General features: G+C 45.7%; 19 protein-coding genes. 3 read left to right on the top strand and 16 right to left on the bottom strand.

The annotated features are described in order from the left end of the window. Window positions 1-304 precede the first annotated feature (304 nt). The 6 genes from M1K58_RS02520 to M1K58_RS02495 form a co-directional block, all read right to left on the bottom strand. Window positions 305-1507 carry an MFS transporter gene (locus M1K58_RS02520; protein WP_256758212.1) on the bottom strand — a complete coding sequence of 401 codons (1203 nt, stop codon included), beginning with the start codon at window positions 1505-1507 and terminating at the stop codon, window positions 305-307. Between the two features lie 83 nt (window positions 1508-1590). After that, window positions 1591-2190: a TetR/AcrR family transcriptional regulator gene (locus M1K58_RS02515; RefSeq protein WP_256757083.1), complete on the bottom strand. Its 600-nt coding sequence runs from the start codon at window positions 2188-2190 to the stop codon at window positions 1591-1593. 174 nt (window positions 2191-2364) lie between these two features. Next, window positions 2365-2796 carry an L-fucose mutarotase gene (gene fucU, locus M1K58_RS02510; protein WP_256757082.1) on the bottom strand — a complete coding sequence of 144 codons (432 nt, stop codon included), beginning with the start codon at window positions 2794-2796 and terminating at the stop codon, window positions 2365-2367. 15 nt (window positions 2797-2811) lie between these two features. Further along, on the bottom strand, window positions 2812-4305 hold the full coding sequence (locus M1K58_RS02505; RefSeq protein WP_256757081.1) for a rhamnulokinase: 1494 nt from the start codon (window positions 4303-4305) through the stop codon (window positions 2812-2814). A gap of 36 nt (window positions 4306-4341) precedes the next feature. Beyond that, a complete protein-coding gene (locus tag M1K58_RS02500) occupies window positions 4342-4998 on the bottom strand; it encodes a class II aldolase/adducin family protein (RefSeq protein WP_256757080.1) in 657 nt (218 codons plus the stop codon). Between the two features lie 75 nt (window positions 4999-5073). Beyond that, window positions 5074-6864 (bottom strand): L-fucose isomerase, encoded by a 1791-nt coding sequence (locus tag M1K58_RS02495; RefSeq protein ID WP_256757079.1) that lies wholly within the window; start codon window positions 6862-6864, stop codon window positions 5074-5076. A gap of 124 nt (window positions 6865-6988) precedes the next feature. Between M1K58_RS02495 and M1K58_RS02490 the strand changes: the two genes are divergently transcribed. Beyond that, complete coding sequence (locus M1K58_RS02490; protein ID WP_256757078.1) at window positions 6989-8005, top strand: LacI family DNA-binding transcriptional regulator; 1017 nt, start codon at window positions 6989-6991, stop codon at window positions 8003-8005. Between the two features lie 78 nt (window positions 8006-8083). Here the strand turns inward: M1K58_RS02490 and M1K58_RS02485 are convergent, their stop codons facing one another. From M1K58_RS02485 to M1K58_RS02450, 8 genes are all read right to left on the bottom strand, one after another. Then, window positions 8084-8659 (bottom strand): nitroreductase family protein, encoded by a 576-nt coding sequence (locus tag M1K58_RS02485; RefSeq protein ID WP_256757077.1) that lies wholly within the window; start codon window positions 8657-8659, stop codon window positions 8084-8086. 81 nt (window positions 8660-8740) lie between these two features. Continuing rightward, entirely contained in the window at window positions 8741-10651 is a 1911-nt protein-coding gene (locus M1K58_RS02480; protein ID WP_306220124.1) for an ABC transporter ATP-binding protein, read from the bottom strand. After that, the gene (locus M1K58_RS02475) at window positions 10648-12396 is read right to left on the bottom strand and encodes an ABC transporter ATP-binding protein (protein WP_256757076.1); all 1749 of its coding nucleotides are present in this window, start codon (window positions 12394-12396) and stop codon (window positions 10648-10650) included. The genes M1K58_RS02480 and M1K58_RS02475 overlap by 4 nt, the downstream gene beginning before the upstream one ends. Before the next feature lie 165 nt (window positions 12397-12561). Beyond that, entirely contained in the window at window positions 12562-14994 is a 2433-nt protein-coding gene (gene helD, locus M1K58_RS02470) for an RNA polymerase recycling motor HelD (protein ID WP_256757075.1), read from the bottom strand. Window positions 14995-15532: 538 nt separating this feature from the next. Then, window positions 15533-15817: a DUF3817 domain-containing protein gene (locus M1K58_RS02465; protein ID WP_256757074.1), complete on the bottom strand. Its 285-nt coding sequence runs from the start codon at window positions 15815-15817 to the stop codon at window positions 15533-15535. A gap of 81 nt (window positions 15818-15898) precedes the next feature. Further along, the gene (locus tag M1K58_RS02460) at window positions 15899-16570 is read right to left on the bottom strand and encodes a DNA alkylation repair protein (protein ID WP_256757073.1); all 672 of its coding nucleotides are present in this window, start codon (window positions 16568-16570) and stop codon (window positions 15899-15901) included. 39 nt (window positions 16571-16609) lie between these two features. After that, complete coding sequence (locus M1K58_RS02455; RefSeq protein WP_256757072.1) at window positions 16610-17566, bottom strand: RluA family pseudouridine synthase; 957 nt, start codon at window positions 17564-17566, stop codon at window positions 16610-16612. 7 nt (window positions 17567-17573) lie between these two features. Next, a complete protein-coding gene (locus tag M1K58_RS02450; protein WP_256757071.1) occupies window positions 17574-18491 on the bottom strand; it encodes an ArsR/SmtB family transcription factor in 918 nt (305 codons plus the stop codon). 228 nt (window positions 18492-18719) lie between these two features. Between M1K58_RS02450 and arfA the strand changes: the two genes are divergently transcribed. Both arfA and M1K58_RS02440 read left to right on the top strand, forming a co-directional pair. Next, entirely contained in the window at window positions 18720-20234 is a 1515-nt protein-coding gene (arfA, locus tag M1K58_RS02445) for an arabinosylfuranosidase ArfA (protein WP_256757070.1), read from the top strand. 175 nt (window positions 20235-20409) lie between these two features. Further along, window positions 20410-20730, top strand: a complete 321-nt coding sequence (locus tag M1K58_RS02440) for a hypothetical protein (RefSeq protein WP_256757069.1) — start codon at window positions 20410-20412, stop codon at window positions 20728-20730. A 102-nt stretch (window positions 20731-20832) separates the two neighbouring features. Here M1K58_RS02440 and M1K58_RS02435 read toward each other — a convergent pair whose 3' ends face one another. Then, entirely contained in the window at window positions 20833-21927 is a 1095-nt protein-coding gene (locus tag M1K58_RS02435) for a carbohydrate ABC transporter permease (protein WP_256757068.1), read from the bottom strand. After that, window positions 21927-23030 carry a carbohydrate ABC transporter permease gene (locus M1K58_RS02430; protein WP_256757067.1) on the bottom strand — a complete coding sequence of 368 codons (1104 nt, stop codon included), beginning with the start codon at window positions 23028-23030 and terminating at the stop codon, window positions 21927-21929. The genes M1K58_RS02435 and M1K58_RS02430 overlap by 1 nt, the downstream gene beginning before the upstream one ends. Between the last annotated feature and the right edge of the window lie 34 nt (window positions 23031-23064).

Raw genomic sequence — 23064 nt, 5'->3', positions numbered from 1 at the left:
ACTTAGAGTTGTCCTAACACTCTATTTGCCGCCCGCACGCCACGGAGCTCATGAATAACGTTACGCCATCACTCTATCGATCACAAACGCACCAAAAACAGGTTCTGAGAAGCCTTTAACGTTATCCCATCACTCTATTTCTCACCACATCGGTAGTTTCTGACGAATAACGTTACACCATCACCTTATTGATTCATACAAATCATCTACGATAAAAAAACAGTAATCCAGCCGGCATGAGGAGTCGACTAGATTACTGTTTTTGTTTCTCTTAGGTATCTGCGGACTTATTCCCGGTGATGGGTTAACTTTGTGTTAATCCCACACGTCTTCCGCTTCCACTTCTCACGGATAATATAAAGCTTATAAATAAGATAACGGCTGCAAGCACATAAGGGTAGTTAATATCAACATCAAATAAGAATCCTGCAACCATAGGTCCAGCGATATTCCCCAGACTCGTAAAAGCAGAGTTCAAGCCAGCGACATACCCTTGCTGCTCTTGGGCCATTAACGACATCTGTGTACCGATCGCCGGACGTAAAATATCGATCGATAAAAACACGATAAAAGTAACCGCGAAAATCATCCAAAAACTGCTCACAAAAAGTGTCAATAAGATAAAAAGTCCTGCAATTAATAAACAGATTGAGATGACTTTCCTCTCTCCAAAGCGTTCCAAAATCCATCCAAACACGGTGATTTGTACAACAGCACCTGCGATGGAACCAAACGTAATAATAAACGCAATGTCTTTCGGAGTGAACCCAAACTTATGATCAACAAACAGCCCAAAGATCGTTTCATAATTCGCTAAACCAAAAGACATAACAAACACAATGATCAAGCTAATAAAATAAGGCTCATGGACGGAGTGTAGCAACTGCTGAATAAAGCTTTTTTTCTTCTCCAGAACCGCGTTTGAATTTATCGGCTTGCTAGCTCGTGCTGATTCAGGCAAAATCAATGCCGTAATAACCGCCGCTATAAGTGCAGCAATTGCAGCAGCGTAGAACGGAACGCGAATACCGAATTCAGCAAGATACCCACCAATGCCAGGACCGATAATAAATCCCGTTGTTATCGCTGCATTGATAAATCCCATCCCTTTCGCTCTTTCTTCATTCGTCGTCACATCTGCTGTATAAGCCATTACAGCCGGCATAATTAGAGCTGCTCCGATTCCCCCCAGCATTCTTGCGAGAAATAACAGAGCTGGCGAGCCAGCAATCCCGAAGAGTAACTCGGAAAAGCTAAAAACAAGCATCCCCAGCACAATGATTCTTTTCCGACCATACGAATCAGACAGCCTACCAGCTAAAGGTGAAAATAAGAGCTGAGTTAACGAGAATGCTGCGACAAGGAGTCCCACAACAGTTCCACTAATATTTAGATCTGCCATATACATAGGCATAATTGGAATAACTAAACCGATTCCTGTAAATACCAGAAATATATTTAGCATAAGGAGCAGAATAGCTCCCCTATTTTTAAGTAACAATACCATCATAAATCCCCCAAACAATTATACTGAACGTTCATTCTAAGATGTTGGTTTGGATAAGGATTGTTGTTCCTAACCCTTAGAGATCAAACCGGAGCTTTTGTAATTCCATTAAGGAAGATATCCATCGCTAATTTATATAATTCGAGTGCAGCTTCCTGCTGCATTTTGCGAGAATGCTGACTAAGTCCAATAATTAAGCTATCAAGAACAATAGCAAGACTGTCCACGTTAAGTTCCATAAGCTCACCGTCTTCAATTCCCTGCTGAAGCAGCTTGCGATTAAATTTAAGATAACCTGCCATCATCTCAGCTATTCGTTCTTGAACATCACTTGCTTTTTCCGCATTGTTAAAAAACTCATCAGCCGCTTTAGTTAGAGGGTGATTGAGATTATCAACAACTAATTGCTCCGCCATACCGTAAAGCTTTTCTTTAGTCGTATGATAAATCGCTTCTTTCTCACTCCACCTCTGCTCCCATTCTCGATCCCATTCGCTTATTAAATAGAGAAATAAGCCTTCCTTGCTTTTAAAATGATAATAAATATTCCCGGCACTACTCCCCGTTGCATTCACGATATCGTCTATCGAAGTTGCCTTATATCCCTTCTGAACAAATAAAGCTTTTGCAGCATCCGCGACTCGTTTTTTTGTTTGCTCGCTCTGGAGCTTCTTTTTATTCAATTCATCCACTCCGATCCAAAGAAGGCGATACACTACAATACTGAACGATAATTCAGTATTCTAACGAAAAAAGTTCAAATTCGCAAGAGGTAGAGATAGGATCCAAAAAATAATAGATCCCGTCCCTTCATCGAAGAAGGAACAGGATCATAAAGATCAGTTACGTTATGTGAATTACTTCGTGATAACGCCTTTTTTCAATATCAAATTCGCATAAAGCGCGCCTTCTCCTGTGGAGATGATCGCATAGGCCTTCTTAGCTCGCTCGTAAAATGCGAACCGTTCCACTTCCTCGAACGGAGCCTTAATGCCCGTATGTGCTTCAATGATTTCGCCGTAAGTGCTCCAGATCGGCGTTTCCACCGTATCACCTGGCACCACTTGCATAAGGGCTACAGGTTTGTCCACGTATTGATCTAACGGAAACAAGCGAAGAATGGCATCAAGCAGCTCAGGAGCACCGTGACCATCTGCACGAATTAATCTTTGCGCATGGCTGGCAGCAGGAAAGTTACCGTCGCCGATCACAATCTCATCACTATGTCCCATTTCCATTAACACTTTAAGCAGTTCCGGAGAAATTAAGCTTGAGATCCCTTTTAACATCTACGTTTCCTCCTGTTATACCCGACCGAAGCCAAGGAAAGTCTCATAGGCAGTGGACCAATTCGCATCAATACTAGGCTCATAGACATCGATTGGGAACGAATCTGCAACGAGCTTACGTGCTTCCCGCAAATCTTTGCATTCCCCTAGCGCTACTAGCTGCATCAGCATATTGCCAATTGCACTCGCTTCAATTGGCCCGGCCCATACTGGTTTTCCTAACGCATTAGCTGTGAATTGACATAGGAGTTGATTTTGAATGCCACCGCCAACCATGTGAAGACCGCCATAACGAGTATCTGTTAACTTCTCCGCCTGCTCTAGTGCTTGGCGATAACGTAACGCTAGACTCTCTAGAATACAACGAACAATTTCTCCCTCGGTTTGAGGAATCGGTTGATTCGTTTCGGCACAGAAGCCGCGGACTTTGTCCACCATGCCAGACGGCGAGAAAAACCTCGGATCATCAGGATGGATCAGACTACGGAACGGCGTAGCCTGTTCGGCCATACGGACCAATTCAGGGAAGCTGATCTCTTTCCCTTGCTCGTCCCATTCCCGCTTACATTCCTGTAGCAGCCACAGACCCATGATGTTTTTAAGCAATTGGTACGTCCCGCCTACGCCGCCTTCGTTGGAAAATTCCAGCTCCATCGTCTCATTGCTTAGCAAAGGCTGCTTCATCTCAGTACCTAACAGCGACCATGTCCCGCACACAAGAAAAGCAAACGGCTCATCTCCTGCAGGAACAGCAGCTATCGCGGACTCCGTATCGTGCGTTCCGACCGATACCGACCGGATAGCTGGAACGCCTAACTCTGCCATGACTTCAGGTGACAAGGAACCCGTGACCGTTCCTGGATGCACAGGTGTGAGGAATAGCTGAGAAGGAATGCCTAAACGCTCCATTAGCTCCGTATTCCAAGCTTGTGTACCCGGATGATAGAGCTGTGTAGTCGTCGCCATCGTGAACTCACATGACTTCACTCCGGTAAGCAAATACGTCAATAAATCAGGCGTTAGCAGTAACGTCTGTGCGATATCTAACTTCGGAGAAGCCGCCTTCTTCATCGCGTACAACTGATACAGAGTATTAAAAGGCATGAACTGCAAGCCGCTCATCTTAAACAATGCTTCTTGTCCAATCAAACCGCTTACTTCTTCGATGAGACCTTCCGTATGTGAATCACGGTAGTGATAAGGGTTACCTAGTAGCTCACCATTCGCATCAAGCAACCCAAAATCGACACCCCATGTATCAATACCAAATGTCGCCGGCGAGTATCCACCTTGGAAGGCAAGACGAATTGCCTTCTTCAACTCATGAAGCAGTCGCAATATGTCCCAGTGTAAATGCTGTCCAACTTGAATCGCATGATTGGGAAAGCGATGGATTTCCGTAACTTCCAGCTTACGTACGCCCTCTGAATCAGACATCAACTGTCCGATCACAGCCCGCCCACTGCTAGCCCCCATGTCGAATGCCAATACCGTTGTTCCCGTTGTCATGACAATCCCCTCTCTTCTTCGAAGCGAGAGCTTCTTCTATTTCATCTTCTGTAGCAATTCTACACGGTAAGCTTCGCTCTCAAGGGAAGCGATTTCCTCGAACTCTTCCTTAGTTAGAACCTTCGGCTCTTTAATCGCTTTAGCGATAAGGAAAATCTTCGCGCTTTCCTCAACAACCTCGGTGCGATAGTAAGCTTCACGTAAATTGCGCCCAGTTGTTACTAAGCCATGGTTGCCTAAGAGGATCGAAGCATGCTCGATTTTCTCAACAACAGCGTCGGCAAGCTTATCCGTAGTCGGTAGCACATAGTCAACGTATACCGTTTTGCCTACAAGAGCCGCTTGGTCTGGGAACATGATCGGAAGATCCCTCTCCACAAGTGTAAAAGCGATGCAATAAGGCGGATGCGTGTGTACCATAGCTCCGATGTTCGGATTTTGGCGATATGCGTAAAGATGCATAAGCACTTCTGAAGAAGGACGAAGACCGATGTCCGTAATGTGCCCTGTCTCGATATCAACTTCTACCCATTGCTCTGGTTGAATTTCATCCAAAGCGAAGCCGCTTGGAGAAAGATACATTTTACCCTCGAATCGTGCGCTCAGGTTGCCACCAGGTCCTACAACTAACTTGTTCGATACGGTTTTCTGAGCGTATTTGCATAGTTCTTGACGTATATCATGGCTACTCATGGGATTACTCCATTCTATGGACAGACAACTGCCGTCTGCTTCATTGCTGAAACAGTCGACAGTGTCGTCAGATTATTATTTATAAAGAGGTCCGAAATTGTTGCATGCGCGATAGTCTGCGCTTTCTGCATTGTCTGTACCGAACAAGCCCCATACACGAGGACGGAAAACTTGATCGTCAGCAACGTTGTGCATGCTAACCGGGATACGAAGCATAGAAGCAAGCGTGATTAGATCCGCTCCAATGTGACCATAGCTGATTGAGCCATGGTTAGCACCCCAGTTGTCCATGACATCATATACGCTGCTGAACGAGCCCTTACCCGTAAGGATCGGTGCAAACCAAGTTGTCGGCCAAGTCGAATCTGTCCGTTTGTCCAACGTGTCATGTACATCAGATGGGAGATCTACGGAATAGCCTTCCGCAATTTGCAGCACAGGTCCGATTCCTTTAACCAAGTTCAGACGGGACATCGTCATCGGCATACCACCGCGAGTTAGGAAGTCGGAGGAGTAACCGCCCCCACGGAAATATTCAACAGAAGCCGGGCGCCAAGAAGTTTCATCTAGACATTTCTGAGCTTCTTCAGCGGAAATTTCCCAGAAAGGCTTCATTGCTGGCTTACCGTCTCTCGTTTGCTCACCAGTTCCGTCCATTGTCGAAGAACCCGAGTTGATCAAATGTAAAATTCCGTTTGCCGCAGCACCTTCAAGCTTGTGACCTGTAACTCGCTCTACAGATTCTGGGCTCCAGTAAGTACGTACGTCCGAGAAGATTTGCGCTGTGTTAGTCAGTAGGTTACCGAACAACATAACGGCACCGTTCAAGCTATCATTTTCCGTTGCAACCATGTATGGAGCACGAATCCCGTTCCAATCGAATGAGGAGTTAAGGATCGTTTCCATGAAATCGCCGTTAGGGAAATGATCCGTCCACTGACGTTGACCTTGGAAACCAGACACGATTGCATTATGTCCCTGTGCTTCTTCGTAGAAGCCCAGTTCATCTAAGCGAGGATTGCCAATCATCAGGTCGCGAGCAATGATCGTCATCTTAACAACAGTTTCCCAATCCTTGTCCTTTTGTTCGCGGGATGTTTGAATCTCCGCTGGATTGTTATCAGGACCTTCAATGCAATTTTCCTTTACCCAAGCAAATGCCTTCTCATACTCGATTGGATCGTAGATGTTTTCTTCCATACGACGAACGAATTCGCTCATATCGATATACTCGGTACGTAAACCTAAGTATTCCTGGAAGAAGCTATCATTGACGATCGAACCCGCGATACCCATAGATACAGAACCCATAGATAAGTAAGATTTGCCTTTCATCAGAGCCACTGCAAGTCCTGCTCTAGCGAAACCAAGCAATTTCCCTTTTACGTCTTCTGGAACCTCTGTTGATCCAGCATCTTGTACGTCTTTACCGTAGATTCCGAATGCGGGTAGACCTTTCTGAGCATATGCGGACAATACCGCTGCAAGATACACAGCCCCTGGACGCTCAGTACCATTAAAGCCCCATACCGCTTTAGGGATTGAAGGATCCATATCCATTGTTTCCGTTCCGTAACACCAGCAAGGCGTAACCGTTATCGATACACCCACGTTTTCTCTAGCAAATTTGCTTGCAGCTGCAGCAGATTCCGCTACACCACCGATTGTTGTATCCGCTATCACACATTCCACTGGTGAACCATCTGGATAGCGCAAGTTTTCAGAGAATAGCTTAGCTACACCTTTAGCCATGTTCATTGTTTGTTCTTCTAGTGATTCACGAACGCCTCTGCGTCTGCCATCAATCGTAGGACGAATACCGATTTTCGGAAATCCGCCGTTCCATCTGAAATTTTGCTCTGCCATGTGATCAGCCTCCAAAGTGTTATAAAATGTTACCGATAACATTAAATTATCAGGCAAAACGCTTGCTGTCAATTCTTTAATTTTGTAAGATAGAAGAACCTATTGACGACGAGGAGTCTTATTCATGGTTACAATATACGACATTGCTGCCAAAGCAGGTGTGTCTGCGATGACCGTTTCTAGGGTTATCAATAACACTGGTAAAATCAGCGATAAAACGAGGTCCAAGGTTCGTCGTGTCATGGAAGATTTGAATTATGTCCCTAACCATATGGCTCGTAGCTTAGTGCTTCAGCAGAGCAATCTGCTGTTCCTGCTTATAACGGATATTACGAATCCTTTCTATACGACATTAGCGCGCGGTGCGGAGGATGCTGCCAAGAAGCATGGCTATCGTCTTTTATTCGGTAATTCGGATGAAAGCGTGGAGAAGGAAAAGGATTACGTCGACACGATCTTGACCACCAGAGTGGATGGCGTCCTAGTTGCCCCGGCAGGTGATCCCTCTTTGCCACACCTAGAAACCCTTCGCAAGCATCGGGTCCCTTTCGTGCTGCTGGATCGGGAAGTTCCTGGCATGGACAGTGACGTTGTACTTGGCGACAGTAAAGAAGGTGCGCGTAAGCTCGTGGACCACTTAACCTCGCTGGGGCACAAACGGATTGCATTAATCAATGGATCTCCGAATGTTTCTAGCGCCCGGTTAAGATTAGAAGGCTACAAGGAAGCTCTGAAGCTGAACGATCTACAATTTGACGAGAATTATGTACTAGAGACTGCCTTTGAGCCTCGAAGTGACTTATCCGATATCGAAAGCTGGCTAAATCGAATGGACCCCCTACCGACTGCGATTGTTGCGGGAAACAATGTTCTAGCGGTAGAAGTCATACGAACACTACACAACCGTGGCATTACCGTGCCTGAGCACATGTCCCTTGTCTGCTTTGATGATCTGGGTCCATTTTCCGATATCGACCCTTTCTTAACCGTTGTTGCTCAGCAAGCTTATCAATTCGGCTATCTCGGCACTCAGATGCTCGTAGAACGCATTCAAGAACGCGAAGAAACAGGCATGCCGTGGAAGAAGATCGTCCTCCCTGCCGACATGATCGTCCGGCGTTCGGTATCTGAAATAGATTAATCATGTCGAATAACATTAAAAAGAGCCAATCCCACGATAATTACCGTGTGGATTGACTCTTTTTGATTTTAGGACCTATTAGCCTTCAAGCCAAACTGTCTTCTCTTTACCCGAAATCCGCTTACCAAGAGGCTGTTGCATATCCGGGTAGCCTATATAAATAAGTCCAACAACCTGTTCGTTCCCACCAAGCCCAAACGCTTGCTTCATCTTCGGATGATACATCGGATCTCCCGAACGCCACACTGCACCAAGACCACTTGCATGTGCCATTAACAATAGATTTTGCACAGCAGAATGAGCTGCGGCAAGCTCTTCAATCGGATTTACCTTGGGAGCATCCGAGGGGACACATACCGCCGCAATAACAACCGGAGCACGGAATGCCTTAGCGACTTCCTTCTCCAACCGTATGTTCCGCTCTTCCTCAGTGAAGTCCTGAATCGATTCCAATGTTATGTCCACATAGGCTTGACCTAATACCCGTCTGCCTTCTCCTGTCATAACGATAAATTTCCACGGTTCAGTTCCATGATGGTTCGGTGCCCAAACTGCGGCTTCGATCAGCTTCTCCACTAGCTCCTTAGGAACTGGATCCGCCTTTACTTTCCCGATACTGCGACGTCCGCGAACGACTTCTTCAAAGCTTGCCATGATCATCTTTCCTCTCGTCACATTGGTTTAGTAAAGGTTGTTGTATGATGCTTCGCGCGAAGAGGAATTTTCATCACCCGCTCATCCCACACTCTGTTGTACACCCCCGCCAGTAAACTGGCTGTTGTACAGATCCGCATAGAAGCCATCCTGAGCTAACAGCTCATTATGCGTGCCTTTCTCGATAATGCTACCTTTATTCATGACAAGAATCAAATCTGCTTCCCGAATTGTTGATAGGCGATGAGCGATAACGAAGCTTGTTCTGCCATTCATCAGCTCATGCATTGCCTTCTGAATATGCACTTCCGTCCGTGTATCTACACTACTTGTCGCTTCATCCAGAATGAGAATCGCGGGATCCGCCAATATCGCGCGGGCAATCGTCAACAGCTGTTTCTGGCCTTGCGACAAGTTAGAAGCTTCTTCATTCAACACAGTACTATAGCCTTCTGGTAACGTGCGGATAAAGTGATCCGCATGTGCTGCTTTGGCGGCTTCAATAATTTGCTCCTCCGTTGCCCCCTTGCGTCCATAAGCAATATTGTCGCGGATCGTCCCGTTGAACAGCCAAGTATCCTGAAGCACCATACCAAACAAGCTGCGAAGTTGACCACGCTTCATCTGCGTAATATCAACCCCGTCTATCGTAATATGACCTTCATTTACTTCATAGAAACGCATAAGCAGGTTAACTAACGTTGTTTTCCCAGCTCCAGTTGGACCAACAATCGCCACTGTCTGACCATTCTTAACGTTGATATCCATATTTTCAATGAGCATTGCATCTTCCTTGTAGCCGAAACTCACTCCATGCAGGGCAACGTCCCCTTTCGGAGAAACTAGCTCAGCTTCAAGCCCCCCACTGGCTTCTGGAATTTCTTCAGCTTCGTCCAATAGCTCAAACACACGCTCAGCCGACGCGATTGTCGATTGAATAATGTTGGCGATATTTGCAGTTTGTACTAGCGGCATGGAGAACTGTCTAGCGTATTGGATAAAAGCTTGAATATTACCAATCGAGATCGAACCCTTCGTAACCATAATTCCACCAACTACGCTGATGAACACATAGCCGATGTTACTCACCATGCTCATTAGCGGCATAATATTCCCAGATACGAATTGTGCACGCCACCCAGATTCGTACAATCTTTCGTTAATTTTATCGAATTTGGCAACAGAGATTTCTTCCTGCCCATACGCTTTAACGATTTTGTGACCGGAATACATTTCTTCAACGTGGCCATTCAAAGTGCCTAACTCCATCTGCTGAGCTTTAAAATGCTTCTGGGACCGACCCGCTGCCCCTTTAATGACGATAAGAGAAAGTGGGAGTGTTAGTAGCAGAATAAGCGTCAACCACGGGCTAATCGTGAGCATCATAATGATTACGCCAATGATCGTAATGACTGATGTAATCAGTTGAGTCAAGCTCTGCTGTAAGGTGTTGCTAATATTATCGACATCGTTAACTGCTCGGCTCAGAATTTCACCATGCGTTCGGCTATCGAAAAACTTAAGCGGAAGCTTACCAAGCTTGGCATTCACTTCATTGCGCAAGCCATATACTGTTTTCTGAGCAACTCCAGCCATGAGAAACTGCTGGATATAGCTAAATATCGAGCTTACTAAGTAGAGAGCAGCAAGGAAAGCAACAATTTGCCAAATGCCTGCAAGATCGAAATGGGCATCCGGGTCGCCACGAAGCTTACCCATCATACCATCGAACAATATTGTCGTTGCGTTACCGAGCACCTTTGGGCTATAGATTGCAAAAGCTGTACTAAGTACTGCGGTTATAAGCACAGCCAGTAATTTCGTGCGTTGCGGACGCAAATATCCCATTAGCCTACGTAGTGTACCTTTGAAATTTTTAGCTTTCTGTACAGGCATGCCCATACCACCGCCGCCCATGCCTCCACCCATCGGTCCTCTACCTGGTGGTGGTCCTTTATGATGCATCTCCTGATTACCGCGTGGTTCACTCATGCGATTTCCTCCTCAGACAGCTGCGATGATACAATCTCACGATACACTCTGCAGCCTTCCATCAATTCCTTGTGATTGCCGATGCCGACTATTTGTCCTTCATCGAGCACAATGATCCGATTAGCATCCATGACTGTACTCACCCTCTGTGCCACAATAATAACGGTAGCTTCCGTCGTTTCTCCCTTGAGAGCTGCCCTTAATTTCGCATCTGTCTTGAAATCAAGTGCGGAGAAGCTGTCATCGAACAAATAGATTTGTGGCTTCCGAACAAGCGCACGAGCGATGGATAACCGTTGCTTCTGTCCACCAGACAGATTCGATCCACCTTGCGAGACGGGCGCAGCATACCCTTCAGGCATTCCGTTAATAAACTCATCAGCCTGTGCAGTCCTTGCTGCATGATTTACGTCTTCATCGCTCGCATCGGTTTTTCCATAACGAATATTATCAGCCACCGTTCCAGTGAACAGCATGGCCTTCTGTGGCACTAGGCCAATTTTTGAGCGGAGCTCATCAATCGATAGATCACGAACATCGCGTCCATCAATACGAACAACGCCGTCCTCAATATCGTAGAACCTTGGAATCAAGCTAATCAATGTGGATTTGCCTGATCCTGTTCCTCCGATAATCGCCGTCACCTCTCCTGGGCGAGCCTGAAAGGAAATCCCTGTTATCGCTGGGCTCTCTGCACCTGGGTAGCGGAAGGTCACATTGTCGAAGTCAACTACGCCTGCACCTTGTTCCAATGCGTCCGATCCACTCTCCGTTTCTGGATCTCTACCTTTGTCTACGATAACTGGCACAGTATTCAATACTTCGTTAATCCTCACTGCAGATGCCGAAGCTCGTGGAACCATAACGAACATCATCGATACCATGAGGAGAGAGAACATAATTTGCATCGCATATTGCAAGAAAGCCATGAGATCCCCAACTTGCATATGACCGCCGCTGACCCTTATCCCACCAAACCAAATAATTGCAATCGAAGAAAAGTTGAGAATGAGCATCATCATTGGCATCATAAAAGCCATAATTTGATTCACTTTGATCGCGGTTTGCGTCAAATCTTGGTTCGCTTCCTCGAAGCGCTCTGTCTCATGCTCGAATCGGTTAAACGACCGAATAACCCGCATCCCAGTCAAACCTTCGCGAAGCACAAGATTTAGCTTATCGATCTTCTTCTGCATCACTTTGAAATAGGGAATCCCTTTACTTGCAATAATAAATATCGTTAGCGCTAGAATAGGAATGGCGCCAACAAATACGAGCGATAGATGCGCGTCCTTAGATACAGCCATGATCAATCCGCCGATGCACATCATCGGTGCCGCAACCATTAACCGCATCATCATCATGAGCACCATTTGCACTTGAGTAATGTCATTGGTCGTGCGAGTAATGAGCGATGCCGTTCCAATCTTGTCAAATTCCTGTAAGGAGAAATTCTCAACGTGACGAAATGTCTTACTTCGTAGATCACGACCAAAGCCAGCTGCAATACGAGAAGATAGGTAGCTTGCAGCAATGGAAACTAGGGTGCCTACTGCCGTAACAGCAAGCATGAACCCACCAATTTTCCAAATATATGGAATGTCGCCCTTCACAACCCCATCGTTGATAATATCAGCCATTAAAGTGGGCAAATATAGCTCACTTAAAGACTGCATGAGAATAAGCGCCATCACTACAACAACGATCCAGCGGTACGGCTTCAAAAAACGAAATAGCTTTATCATTAGCATCATCTCCGGTTCGAATCAAAATATCATTGCTATAATAACATAGATTTCATATGTAAAAATTATTATATGACTTAATTATGAACTGAATATGAACGGAGCTGCTTTAAGGCAAGGCCATCCTTTGAGGATGGCCCGCTTTACCTTGATCACGAAGACATGCTACAGAAGTTCCTCCACCTCAAATAACGATATATCGATTGTCGGAATGAAGTGTGTCCATTCTCCTGTTGTATAGAGCAAGAGGCAATGCATCGCGCGCGTACATGCCGTATAGAAGAGCTTGCGTTCGCTTTCCCGATTGTATACTTGAGTAGAAGCATCGTAGATCAGTACCGCATCAAACTCAACACCTTTGGCGAGATAAGCAGGTATAACCGACACCCCCTTCTCGAAGGTGAGCGTCTCTTTCGTAATAAGCCGCAGCGCTTCACAGCCCTGTGTCGTCAATGCTTCGTAGGCCTCGCGGCTTTCGGCTTCAGTTTTCGTTATTATGGAGATGGAGTCGTAGCCTTCAGCCCTCAGCGTCGCGAGGTCTTCAATTATTCGCGCCGCCCGTTTTTCACTGCTGACAGCCTTCACAAGATACGGCTTCCTACCGCTTCTCTCGAATGGCACGATCTCTTCGCTGTTTAGCAATGACTTCGTAAACTCCACAATCTCGCGGGTTGAACGATAACTTCGTACAAGACGAATCAAGCTCGTTTCCGCCTCGCCGTAAAGCCGGATCAAAGGAGAATCCGCCTCGTGCAGATTCGTTGCCTGGGGAAAGATCGCCTGGCAGAAATCTCCTAGCACAGTCATGCGAGCCCGAGGAAACAACTGTTTGAGAAACGCATATTGGAACGGCGAATAATCCTGACCCTCGTCGACAAACAAATGCAGCACCTCCGTGTTTGTCCGAGCTCCCTCAAGGAGTTCTTTTAAATACAAGAACGGGGTCGCATCCTCATAAAACAGCTCAAGCCGACTTAGCTTATCCTTCGTTTGCTTACAGATTTCCGGCCACAGGTCGGGCACAACGGTATCGTTCGTCATTTTACGATAAGCGCCCTCGTCATTGAACAATTGATCGTACAGCCCGATTGAATCTATGAACATTAACCTCTTCACTTCCCGTCTCAGCGGTTTAAAATGCTCCTTCACGATCGTCCGACGAAGCAGTTCTTCTTCCTGCATGGTAAAGTCGAAGACATTTTCTTCTCCCTGCTCCTGGCTGCGAAACTCCCCATAGGCTTCCACATATTGTTCTGTAAAATCAAAAACCGCCGTTTCTCGCTGGTACTTCTTGAGCAATGTACGGTAGGCTTCGGTATATTGCTCGTTATCAAGGTAATCGAGCTCATCTTGAACCCAGAACGCATCCTGTTCCTTACGCTCCAACATAGTCAGTTCTCTCAGCAGCCATTCCCGCAGCAGAAAGACACGATTAACGAGACGAATGGAACTGTCGTAGCTGTAAAATTGTGATTTCATTTGTTCCGCCGTAATCAACTCGCGATCCCGAAAGCGAATATCGTGGAATAGCATGCCTTCCTTCCTCAACCACAGCGCATAGCTTTGGATGGCTTGCAAGAAGGCTTCAGACGCCTTATATTGAATCCCATCCAACCGTGCTCTATACTCTTGCGTAAAGTTAGACGTTAGTACATATTCGATTTGCTCGAATGGATCCTCTATACGCAATGCGGATTCAAGCCAATATGCAAGATATTCCTGAAAGGTCGTCTGCTGCATATTTTCCTCGCCAAGCTCGGGAAGGACCGTAGATACATAACTGTTAAACATCGGATTAGGTGAGAAAAGAACGATCTGGTCCGCCTTGAGATGATTGCGATATTTATACAACAAGTATGCTGCACGTTGCAGCGCTGCAGATGTCTTTCCGCTGCCTGCCGCCCCTTGAACAATAAGCATACGGCTCTTGTCGTTGCGAATGATGGCATTTTGCTCCTTCTGGATTGTAGCCACGATGCTTTTCATTTGTGTATCCGCACCCTTGCCAAGCACCTGCTGAAGCAATTCGTCACCGATCGTCAGACTCGTGTCGAACACATTTTGGAGCTGACCGTCGCGGATCTGGTATTGCCGCTTCAGTTCCATTGTTCCCGTAATTTGTCCATCTGGCGTTTCATAAGCGGACATCCCTGGGGAATAGTCATAGTACATACTGGCAATTGGCGTTCGCCAGTCATACACAAGAAAGCTCATACCGTCTTCATCTACGAAGGACGATACACCGATATATATTTGCTCACTGAAGCTCAATCCACCCTCTTGAAAATCGATGCGTCCAAAGTAGGGAGACGGCAGAAGCCGATTCATGTTTTTCCAACGCTGCATCCGTAATCGGTGACTACGCTCCCTTTCGGAAAGCAACGCTTCTTGCTGCTTTATACTGTAGAAGGTCTCTTCGAAATCTTCGTCCGTGCTCGTGTTGACTGTAACTTCTTCCCAAAACCGCTTGCGAATGTCCGTCACCTGATCTCGCAGTCCAGCTACTTCCGGTTCCAATTCGGTGATTCTTGATCTTATTCTTTCCTTAACCAGATCTAGCCGCTCTTGTTCTCGCTGCCATTCCTCCACGTTTTTCATTATTACGAACACGCTCCTTTTCGGTTTGGTATGAAGAAACAAAATAACATTTGACAAACCGCAAATCCACATGGTATGATAATACTGTAGATAAGATGAAATAAATTTGTCTTAACAACCATATATGCAACAGTCTTTTTATCTTATCATGATGACGCTTAGCATGCAAACCTTTTATATAGAAGAGAACCGGCATCGTTTGCCGGTTCTCTTTTTTTCTATGTCAGCAAAATTATCTAACAGGATTCCTCTGTCTCTTCTAAATATAACGGCTGAAACTACCATGCCCTCAGAAGCTTTTATGTGAAAGGCAACAAAAAAAGATCATCAATAGATGATCTATCCATGTTTTACTTATGCACCTTTTTATTTGAATATCAATATCAAATTAAGAGTAATTAACTAATGAAGCTTAACACCATTGCTATGATGGTTTACTTCCTCATAGACAGTAAAAAAGAGCTACCCCACAAGTCTTACGACTTTATGGGGTAACTCTTATTTCAAAATTGGAAAATATCATTTTATCTCAGAAGTGTTATTTACGAATCTTACGCTCAATCAAATAAGGTCCAAAAGGGATAAATGCGGCGATGACTGCAAGCACAGCTAATAGAAATGACATTTTACGAACAAGGAGCGTATTTAGCACGGCTAACAAATATAATACGAACAAAGCCCCATGTGCAGCTCCGACCCATCTTACAGCTTCCGGAATATCAGCAAAATACTTAAGCGGCATTGCGATCAATAGCAGGGCTAGGAATGAAATCGTCTCGACAGTTCCAATAAGGTGCAATCGCCCAAGTGTTGTTTTTAACATATGCTGAACCCTCCGACATGAGCCAAATTAGTACTATCATACCAATGCCCCATTCAGAATGGTGTGAAGAAGTTGTGTCATTTAACGAGAAACGTATTTAAGGGCTTCCTTCATGCTTAGAGGGGATAGCTTCGTATCGGCTACAAAACGACGAACGGCTGATTCATCGGTTTTCGAATATTCCCGGAGCACCCAACCGATCGCCTTACGGATGAAAAACTCATTCTCATCTTTACAACGCACAATGTAGTCGAACAACCTCTCCACGTCCGTATGCTGCTTATATCTCAATTGGTACAACAATGCGGTTCGGCGTAGCCAGAGATTATCAGAAAGAATCCATCGCTCCGTATAGCTCGGGATGAGCTCCGGAAACCTCTTCAGATGATCCCCCATCGTGTGTGATGCCAAATAATCGACCGTATCCCACCAGGATTTCGCCGTTACGAGACTCTCAAACACATCGATATCCGACTTCACCGCCTGTTTACCGTATTTCTCGAGAAAATCCATTGCCACATTCTGAAACTCGCGTTCCGGCAATTGCCACAGCTGTTGCACGACCGTTAGGAGTTGCCCCTCACTCGGAATACCGTGTTCCTTCCAGAACTGTTTGATCAGCTGTTTACGCTCCGGTGATTTTATTCCAAGGAACGGATACTGATTGCGCATATATCCTTCCATCGGCAAAGCTTTCTCCCGGTCAGCATACTGTCTAAACCATGCTGCTAAGGCATCTATGTAGCCCATCATTCCTATCGCCCCCCACTAAATCACCATAACAACCTCTGTTTAGAAATTCGAATTCAGACCTACTCGTTCAGCAACTGTACACATCTGCGCAGGCAATGGTGCCTTGAACTCACGTCCGTCCGGTAAGACGATACGCCAAGCATGCAACAGCTGATGGTTCACATCACCGAATCGATTACCCCCATATTTAATATCCCCTAGCACGGAATGACCGATATCTTGAAAATGAGTACGGATCTGATGCGTCCGTCCACTAATGAGCTCAATCTCAACAAGGGAGTGCGAGTTACCCGTCTGCAGAACACGATACCGCGTCTCAGCTGTCTTCACTTGTTCGGCACCGCCATGCTTCGCAACATCCGTCTTATCACTGACGACGTGGGTCCGGTTTTTCTTCTCATCGCGAATGAGATCACCCTTTAATATCCCTTCCCCAGTCAATCTGCCTTCTACAATCGTTACATAATATTTCTGCAGCTCATGCTTCTGAATCCACTGATTTAATTGATGCAGCATGCCCGCTGTTTTCCCAACAAGAATTATTCCACTTGTGTTGCGATCCAATCGATTGGCAGTAGCAGGCATGAACATTGGACTATCGAGCTCGCCCTGGCGATACAGATAGGCATGCACACGATTGACGAGCGTATCCTTCTGGTCTGCTTGGTCGGGATGCGTCAGCATCCCAACAGGCTTATTAACGACCATCAGCTCAGCGTCCTCATAAATAACATTCACATTTGCATTAACTCCGACATACTTGGCCTTCTTCTGGCCAATGCTCGCTTCCTGATAGGCAGCGTCCTCCACGTACAGAACCAGCTCATCGCCAGCGACTAGCTCATAGTTTTGATTTTTCCGCTTCCCATTTACTTTAACTTTTCCGGAATCGATCATCTTGTATATTTGCCCCAGTGGAATGTTCGGCATGAGATTTCTAAGGAAGCGGTGCAGCCTTTTGCCGCCTTCCGAGGGGGTAACTTTGCGGTTAATCATATTTCATCTATCTCCTCTGGCTGTAGTACACCCTAATTTGAATATCTTGATTATAGTTGCCGAAGCCCGATCCATACAAAGTTAAACCACCCACATGGGTCGCATCCTCTTCCACCGCGAAACGAAAAGTCCAAAAATGCTTATCTAATAACAGATCACTTATCGTAACATCTGATATTTTCTGCCCATCCATGTATGTACCACTTCGATTTACTCTTAATACCTTCCACAGCCCATATTGGTTCAGATCAATCGTCCACCATTCAGGTGTGAATCGCCCTCTTGTATGTGCGCCGTAATCTCCTGGGCTCGTCCATTCCCCTAACCGAACATCATTCAGATAGAATCGAATGTCCGACGGCCACTGATCATTTGCCCCTGGTGCTTCTGATGCAAGCTCTAGAGAAATTTCTAACTCCTCTGGCTCTTGGCTTGGCAGCAAGTAATTCGGCATTTTGTATTCCACATACCCTTTACCAAACCATAGGATCGCTGCATTAACTCTATCGGGATCTAGAAAATAGCGCGGATCGTCAAACTGACCAACCAGCTTCTCACGCGTCGCTAAACCACAAGTTGGGAAAACCTCGAAGGAGGTATAATGCCCCACAGGAATATGCTGCTCATAAAACAATCTTTCCGTTGCCCCCGCCTGCGGCAAGCTGATTTCCACACCTGTCTCGGCCAAGGAACAAATCTTATGTGTTCCACCTTGCTTGCGTATCATCTTCGTATCGATCAAGCCTGCTAGCTCTAGCTTACGCACATGCATCGTCAGAATCGCGCTGCTCAGCTCGAGTCGCTCAGCGATTTCCTTCAAGTTCATCGACTTCTCTGCAAGCAGTTCCAATATTCGCAAACGCACTTCACTAGCTAACGCCTCATATAGAGGCAGCCATTTGCGATCGGTATTTGCTCTGATCATTGGGGTCCTCCCCATTCTATCGGACTCATTCGATATGGAATAGAATGTCCGGGATTATAACCTGCAGCCCACTTCATCACTTAAATTAATATATATATAAATCCTTGAAAGATCAAATAAAATTGTTAAAAGGTTATTGCAAATTGTCTGATTATCTTGTTTAATAAGTTTTGAATAGTTGTATATGTTTATTGATTAACAAATATATTAATCCAAGGAGAGATCATCATGTCCCATTCAGCTAAAATGATCGTCGACAAAGATTTCGTAATTTCCACGATTGACGACCGCTTATACGGTTCTTTCATTGAGCATTTAGGAAGAGCCGTATATGGTGGTATTTATGAGCCCGGACATCCCACAGCCGATGAACAAGGTTTCCGCAAGGATGTCATCACTCTGATTCAAGCTCTTCAAGTTCCCATCATCCGTTATCCAGGTGGCAACTTCGTCTCAGGCTATGATTGGAAGGACGGGATCGGACCCAAAGATCAACGTCCTAGTCGACTTGAACTGGCGTGGAGAACAGTCGAACCAAATCAATTCGGATTAAACGAATTCGTGGACTGGTCACGTATCGCGGGCACAGACGTCATGTGGGCGATCAATCTTGGTACACATGGCGTCGACGAAGCACGTAACATCGTCGAATATGCGAATCATGCTTCTGGCTCCTACTGGAGCGATCTACGGATTAGCCATGGCTACAAGCAGCCGCATGCGATCAAGACGTGGTGCCTAGGTAACGAAATGGACGGTCCTTGGCAGATCGGTGCGAAAACAGCCATAGAATACGGACGCATCGCAGCAGAATCAGCGAAAGTAATGAAGTGGGTCGATCCTTCCATCGAGCTCGCTGCATGTGGAAGCTCTAGTAAAGGAATGGCCACATACCCAGAATGGGAAGCAACTGTACTTGATCATACTTACGATCATGTGGAGTTCCTTTCCCTGCATAGCTACTACGGAAATCATGACAATGATACGGCCACCTTCCTTGGACGCTCACTTGAAATGGAAGACTTTATTCGAAGCGTTGTGGCCACCTGCGATTTTATTAAAGCGAAGAAGCGCAGCAAGAAAACAATGCAGCTCTCGTTCGATGAGTGGAATGTTTGGTTCCATTCCAACGAGGCAGATAAGAAAATTGAACCTTGGCAAATCGCTCCGCCCCAGTTGGAAGACCTGTATACAATGGAAGATGCCCTAGTTGTGGGATGCTTGCTGATCGCCCTTCTGAAAAACTCTGATCGCGTCAAAATGGCTTGCTTGGCACAGCTCGTCAACGTCATCGCCCCAATCATGACGGAAAATAACGGTCAGGCTTGGGCACAAACGATTTACTACCCTTACATGCACGCATCTGTATATGGTCGAGGTCAGGCGCTCGTACCACTCGTTCAATCTCCTAAGTATGATACGAAGGATATTACAGACATTCCTTACTTGGAATCGATCGCCGTATACAATGAACAATTAAACGAAGTAACTGTGTTTGCCGTTAACCGTGACCTGACGAACCCCCTTCCGTTGGAGGTCGATCTGCGCAGCTTCGGAGCTTGCCGTGTTCTTGAGCATATCGTACTTGAGAATCAAGATCTCAAGGCTACGAACACAGCTAGCCAACCGAATCGTGTTAAGCCTCACTCGAACGGTAATGCTCATGCGGACGGATCTAAGATTAGCGCCACACTAAATAAAGCTTCTTGGAATGTCATCCGAATTAGCCTTCTGAATCATTAATAAAATGAAGTCCCATTGGAATGATGAAATCAAATCATCATTATTCTGATGGGGCTTATTTCTTATTTTTGTGAATCTTTATAATATTTTTAGGAAAGTTACCCAAAACACCGATTTTCGTGTTATACTGAAAGCGCTACCATTTAGCAACATCATTCTAAGGGGGATTGGAACGATGACTGTAGCGCTACAAGAAAAAAATGTGTATGAGGATTTCGAGCCACATCAAGACACTTTGTTCTTCAAAGTTGGCTCACATGGGTTAATCAGCTTTCACGGAAGGAATTACAATATCAAAAAGAGACTCTCCTCCGATGAAAGAAACCGCATCATGGCAGACTCCGCAACGTTTTTCCGCGTCTCATCCGATTGTTATGTTAACGTAAAGAACATCACAACCTTAGGTGAGAACCACATTTTCTTCGGAGACACAACCAAACGACTAAGCTGCTCCCAACGGAAGCAACAAATGATTCGTCAATTGATCGATAAGTAGTCTTTACCGAGTCCGAGTTTGACTGATACACTAACAAAGCCTGAGTGAACCATGGGAATTCTCATCCCTCGGTTGACCCAGGCTTTGTTCGTTCTATCCTTACTACCCCTTAACCGATCCTCCAAGTAGACCTCTGACGAAGTACTTTTGTAGACCAAAGAATACAGCAAGCGGCATTAACATCGACACGAATGCAGCTGCAGTCAGCAGGTGCCAATCATTGCCTCGGGTACCGACCATGTCGGCAATTTTCATCGACAACACTTGAACTCCTGGTTGATTACCGATGAATACAAGCGACACCAAATAGTCGTTCCACACCCATAAAAATTGAAAGATACTTATAGATGCGATCGAAGGCACAGCGAGTGGCAATATCAACTTTGTGAAAATAGTGAAATTCGAAGCACCGTCCATGAAGGCCGACTCGAACAAATCCTTCGGAAGCTGGCTAATATACGAATACATGAAGTAAGTAGCTAACGGTAATCCAAATCCGGCATGTGCGATCCATACGCCAAGGAACGTGCCGTTAAGACCAAGCGCGGTGTAGTCCCTCAATACGGGGATCATCGCCACCTGGAGCGGAACGACAAGCAGCATGATCACGATTACGAACATTGTTTTCCTTAGCGGAAACTTGAGCCAAGCAAATGCATAAGCCGCGAAGGTGGCTATAAGAATCGGTATAATCGTCGCAGGTATCGATACGGTCACAGTGTTGAGAAATGCACGCGATAACCCACTGCCTTTCTTTGTCTTCACACTGCCATCTGTATCGGTAATTTGATATTGCTTACCAGTAAGGACGCCTTTATAGTTTTCTGTCGTAAAGGACGTATTCATCGTCCAGCCTGATTGTTGGACATTAATCGTTCTTCCACGACGATTCTCCCAAATGAGAAACGAGCCATCACTCGCTTTAACCCCACTCTTAAGCTCAGCGTCGGAATAGGCTTTCCCCTTTACTTCTATTGGCTGTCTCAGATCGGTTTCCTTAGGTAACTGAATCGTATCCTTGGTCACGTTCTCCTTATGTGGAAACACGGTCCACCAGCCAGTCTTCAATATCTCTGTAGCTGGGCGGAAGGAAGAGACGAATAGCCCGAATGTTGGGATCAACCATATTAAGCAAATAAAAGCTAGCACGACATTAACGACGGTTTTGGAACGTGCTCTCCCCTTTCTGCGACGCATTAGAATCCCCCCTGTTTACGCATTTGTCGCAAATTAAACACGATGACGGGAATAACCGCAATGAGCAGAACAATTGCGAGCGTCGATCCATACCCAAAATTACGATACATGAAAAATTGTCGATAAAATTGGGTCGCGACCACTTCCGTGTCGTATTGCCCACCTGTCATTATCATGACGACATCGAAAATTTTCAGAGTAAACACAATTATCGTTGTAGTTACCGATAAAATCGTCGTAGAGATGAACGGGGTAATAATTTTAAAGAAAATTGTGAATTCGCCAGCTCCATCCATTCTTGCGGCTTCCAATAAATCTTCGGGCACACCTTTTAACGCTGCTGAAAAAATGACCATTGCAAACCCAGTCTGCATCCAGATTAGAATGGCGATCAGAAACAGATTGTTCCACGGCTGCATCATACTCGTCCAAGCTTGAGGTTCTCCTCCAAAAGCCACGACGATGGCATTTAATAAGCCGACTTGCTCATTACCTGGTTGATAGTAGTAGATAAACTTCCAGATAACCCCTGCTGCCACAAAGGATATGGCCATCGGCAGGAAGATGATCGCTTTGGCAATCCGCTCAAAGCTGCTTCTATCCGCCAATACAGCAATAAGCAAACCAAGCACGATACATGCCGTTGCCCCGAATAGCACCCACAGCAGATTGTTGCGCAATGCGGTAAGTAGCAATCGATTCGTGAAAATTGCAGCATAGTTAGCTAAACCTACAAACTTGGAAGAACTCTCATCAAGAAAGCTCATGTACAACGTACGGAGTGTAGGGATGAGCAGTAGCCAGCTTAAGAGAAGAAACGCAGGACCTACGAATAAATAAGGCTGGATCCGTCTTCGCCACAAATCTGAATACCGTTCAACCGCCCAGTTAAGCGACCAATAGATTAAATAAATGCCCCCGACTCCCCATAGGATCGCTAAGATCGCATGGATTATTGGATTCATCTCACTGTCCCTAAGGAAAATGAATATTCCCGTATGCATTAAAACATTTAAAGCAACGACGATAATGGACAAAATGACATTCAGTAAAACATTGTTTTTGGGTTTTGTATTCGGTGTTGTTACCGTGGAAGTTGTCATTTAGGTTGGGCTCCCTTCCATAAACAAAACGGAG

It is taken from the genome of Cohnella sp. WQ 127256, assembly GCF_024519285.1.
GTDB lineage: Bacteria > Bacillota > Bacilli > Paenibacillales > Paenibacillaceae > Cohnella.
The sequence above is the reverse complement of the archived record's forward strand: the minus strand, read 5'-3'. Positions and strand labels throughout refer to the sequence as shown.

Coding starts and splice junctions, on each gene's coding strand:
- M1K58_RS02475 (WP_256757076.1), bottom strand. CDS start 12,396: ATGATAAAGCTATTTCGTTTTTTGAAGCCGTACCGCTGGATCGTTGTT.
- M1K58_RS02460 (WP_256757073.1), bottom strand. CDS start 16,570: ATGATGGGCTACATAGATGCCTTAGCAGCATGGTTTAGACAGTATGCT.
- M1K58_RS02430 (WP_256757067.1), bottom strand. CDS start 23,030: ATGACAACTTCCACGGTAACAACACCGAATACAAAACCCAAAAACAAT.
- M1K58_RS02505 (WP_256757081.1), bottom strand. CDS start 4,305: ATGACAACGGGAACAACGGTATTGGCATTCGACATGGGGGCTAGCAGT.
- M1K58_RS02440 (WP_256757069.1), top strand. CDS start 20,410: ATGACTGTAGCGCTACAAGAAAAAAATGTGTATGAGGATTTCGAGCCA.
- arfA (WP_256757070.1), top strand. CDS start 18,720: ATGTCCCATTCAGCTAAAATGATCGTCGACAAAGATTTCGTAATTTCC.
- M1K58_RS02500 (WP_256757080.1), bottom strand. CDS start 4,998: ATGAGTAGCCATGATATACGTCAAGAACTATGCAAATACGCTCAGAAA.
- M1K58_RS02450 (WP_256757071.1), bottom strand. CDS start 18,491: ATGATCAGAGCAAATACCGATCGCAAATGGCTGCCTCTATATGAGGCG.
- helD (WP_256757075.1), bottom strand. CDS start 14,994: ATGAAAAACGTGGAGGAATGGCAGCGAGAACAAGAGCGGCTAGATCTG.
- M1K58_RS02495 (WP_256757079.1), bottom strand. CDS start 6,864: ATGGCAGAGCAAAATTTCAGATGGAACGGCGGATTTCCGAAAATCGGT.
- M1K58_RS02465 (WP_256757074.1), bottom strand. CDS start 15,817: ATGTTAAAAACAACACTTGGGCGATTGCACCTTATTGGAACTGTCGAG.
- M1K58_RS02435 (WP_256757068.1), bottom strand. CDS start 21,927: ATGCGTCGCAGAAAGGGGAGAGCACGTTCCAAAACCGTCGTTAATGTC.
- fucU (WP_256757082.1), bottom strand. CDS start 2,796: ATGTTAAAAGGGATCTCAAGCTTAATTTCTCCGGAACTGCTTAAAGTG.
- M1K58_RS02480 (WP_306220124.1), bottom strand. CDS start 10,651: ATGAGTGAACCACGCGGTAATCAGGAGATGCATCATAAAGGACCACCA.
- M1K58_RS02485 (WP_256757077.1), bottom strand. CDS start 8,659: ATGGCAAGCTTTGAAGAAGTCGTTCGCGGACGTCGCAGTATCGGGAAA.
- M1K58_RS02455 (WP_256757072.1), bottom strand. CDS start 17,566: ATGATTAACCGCAAAGTTACCCCCTCGGAAGGCGGCAAAAGGCTGCAC.
- M1K58_RS02490 (WP_256757078.1), top strand. CDS start 6,989: ATGGTTACAATATACGACATTGCTGCCAAAGCAGGTGTGTCTGCGATG.
- M1K58_RS02520 (WP_256758212.1), bottom strand. CDS start 1,507: ATGGTATTGTTACTTAAAAATAGGGGAGCTATTCTGCTCCTTATGCTA.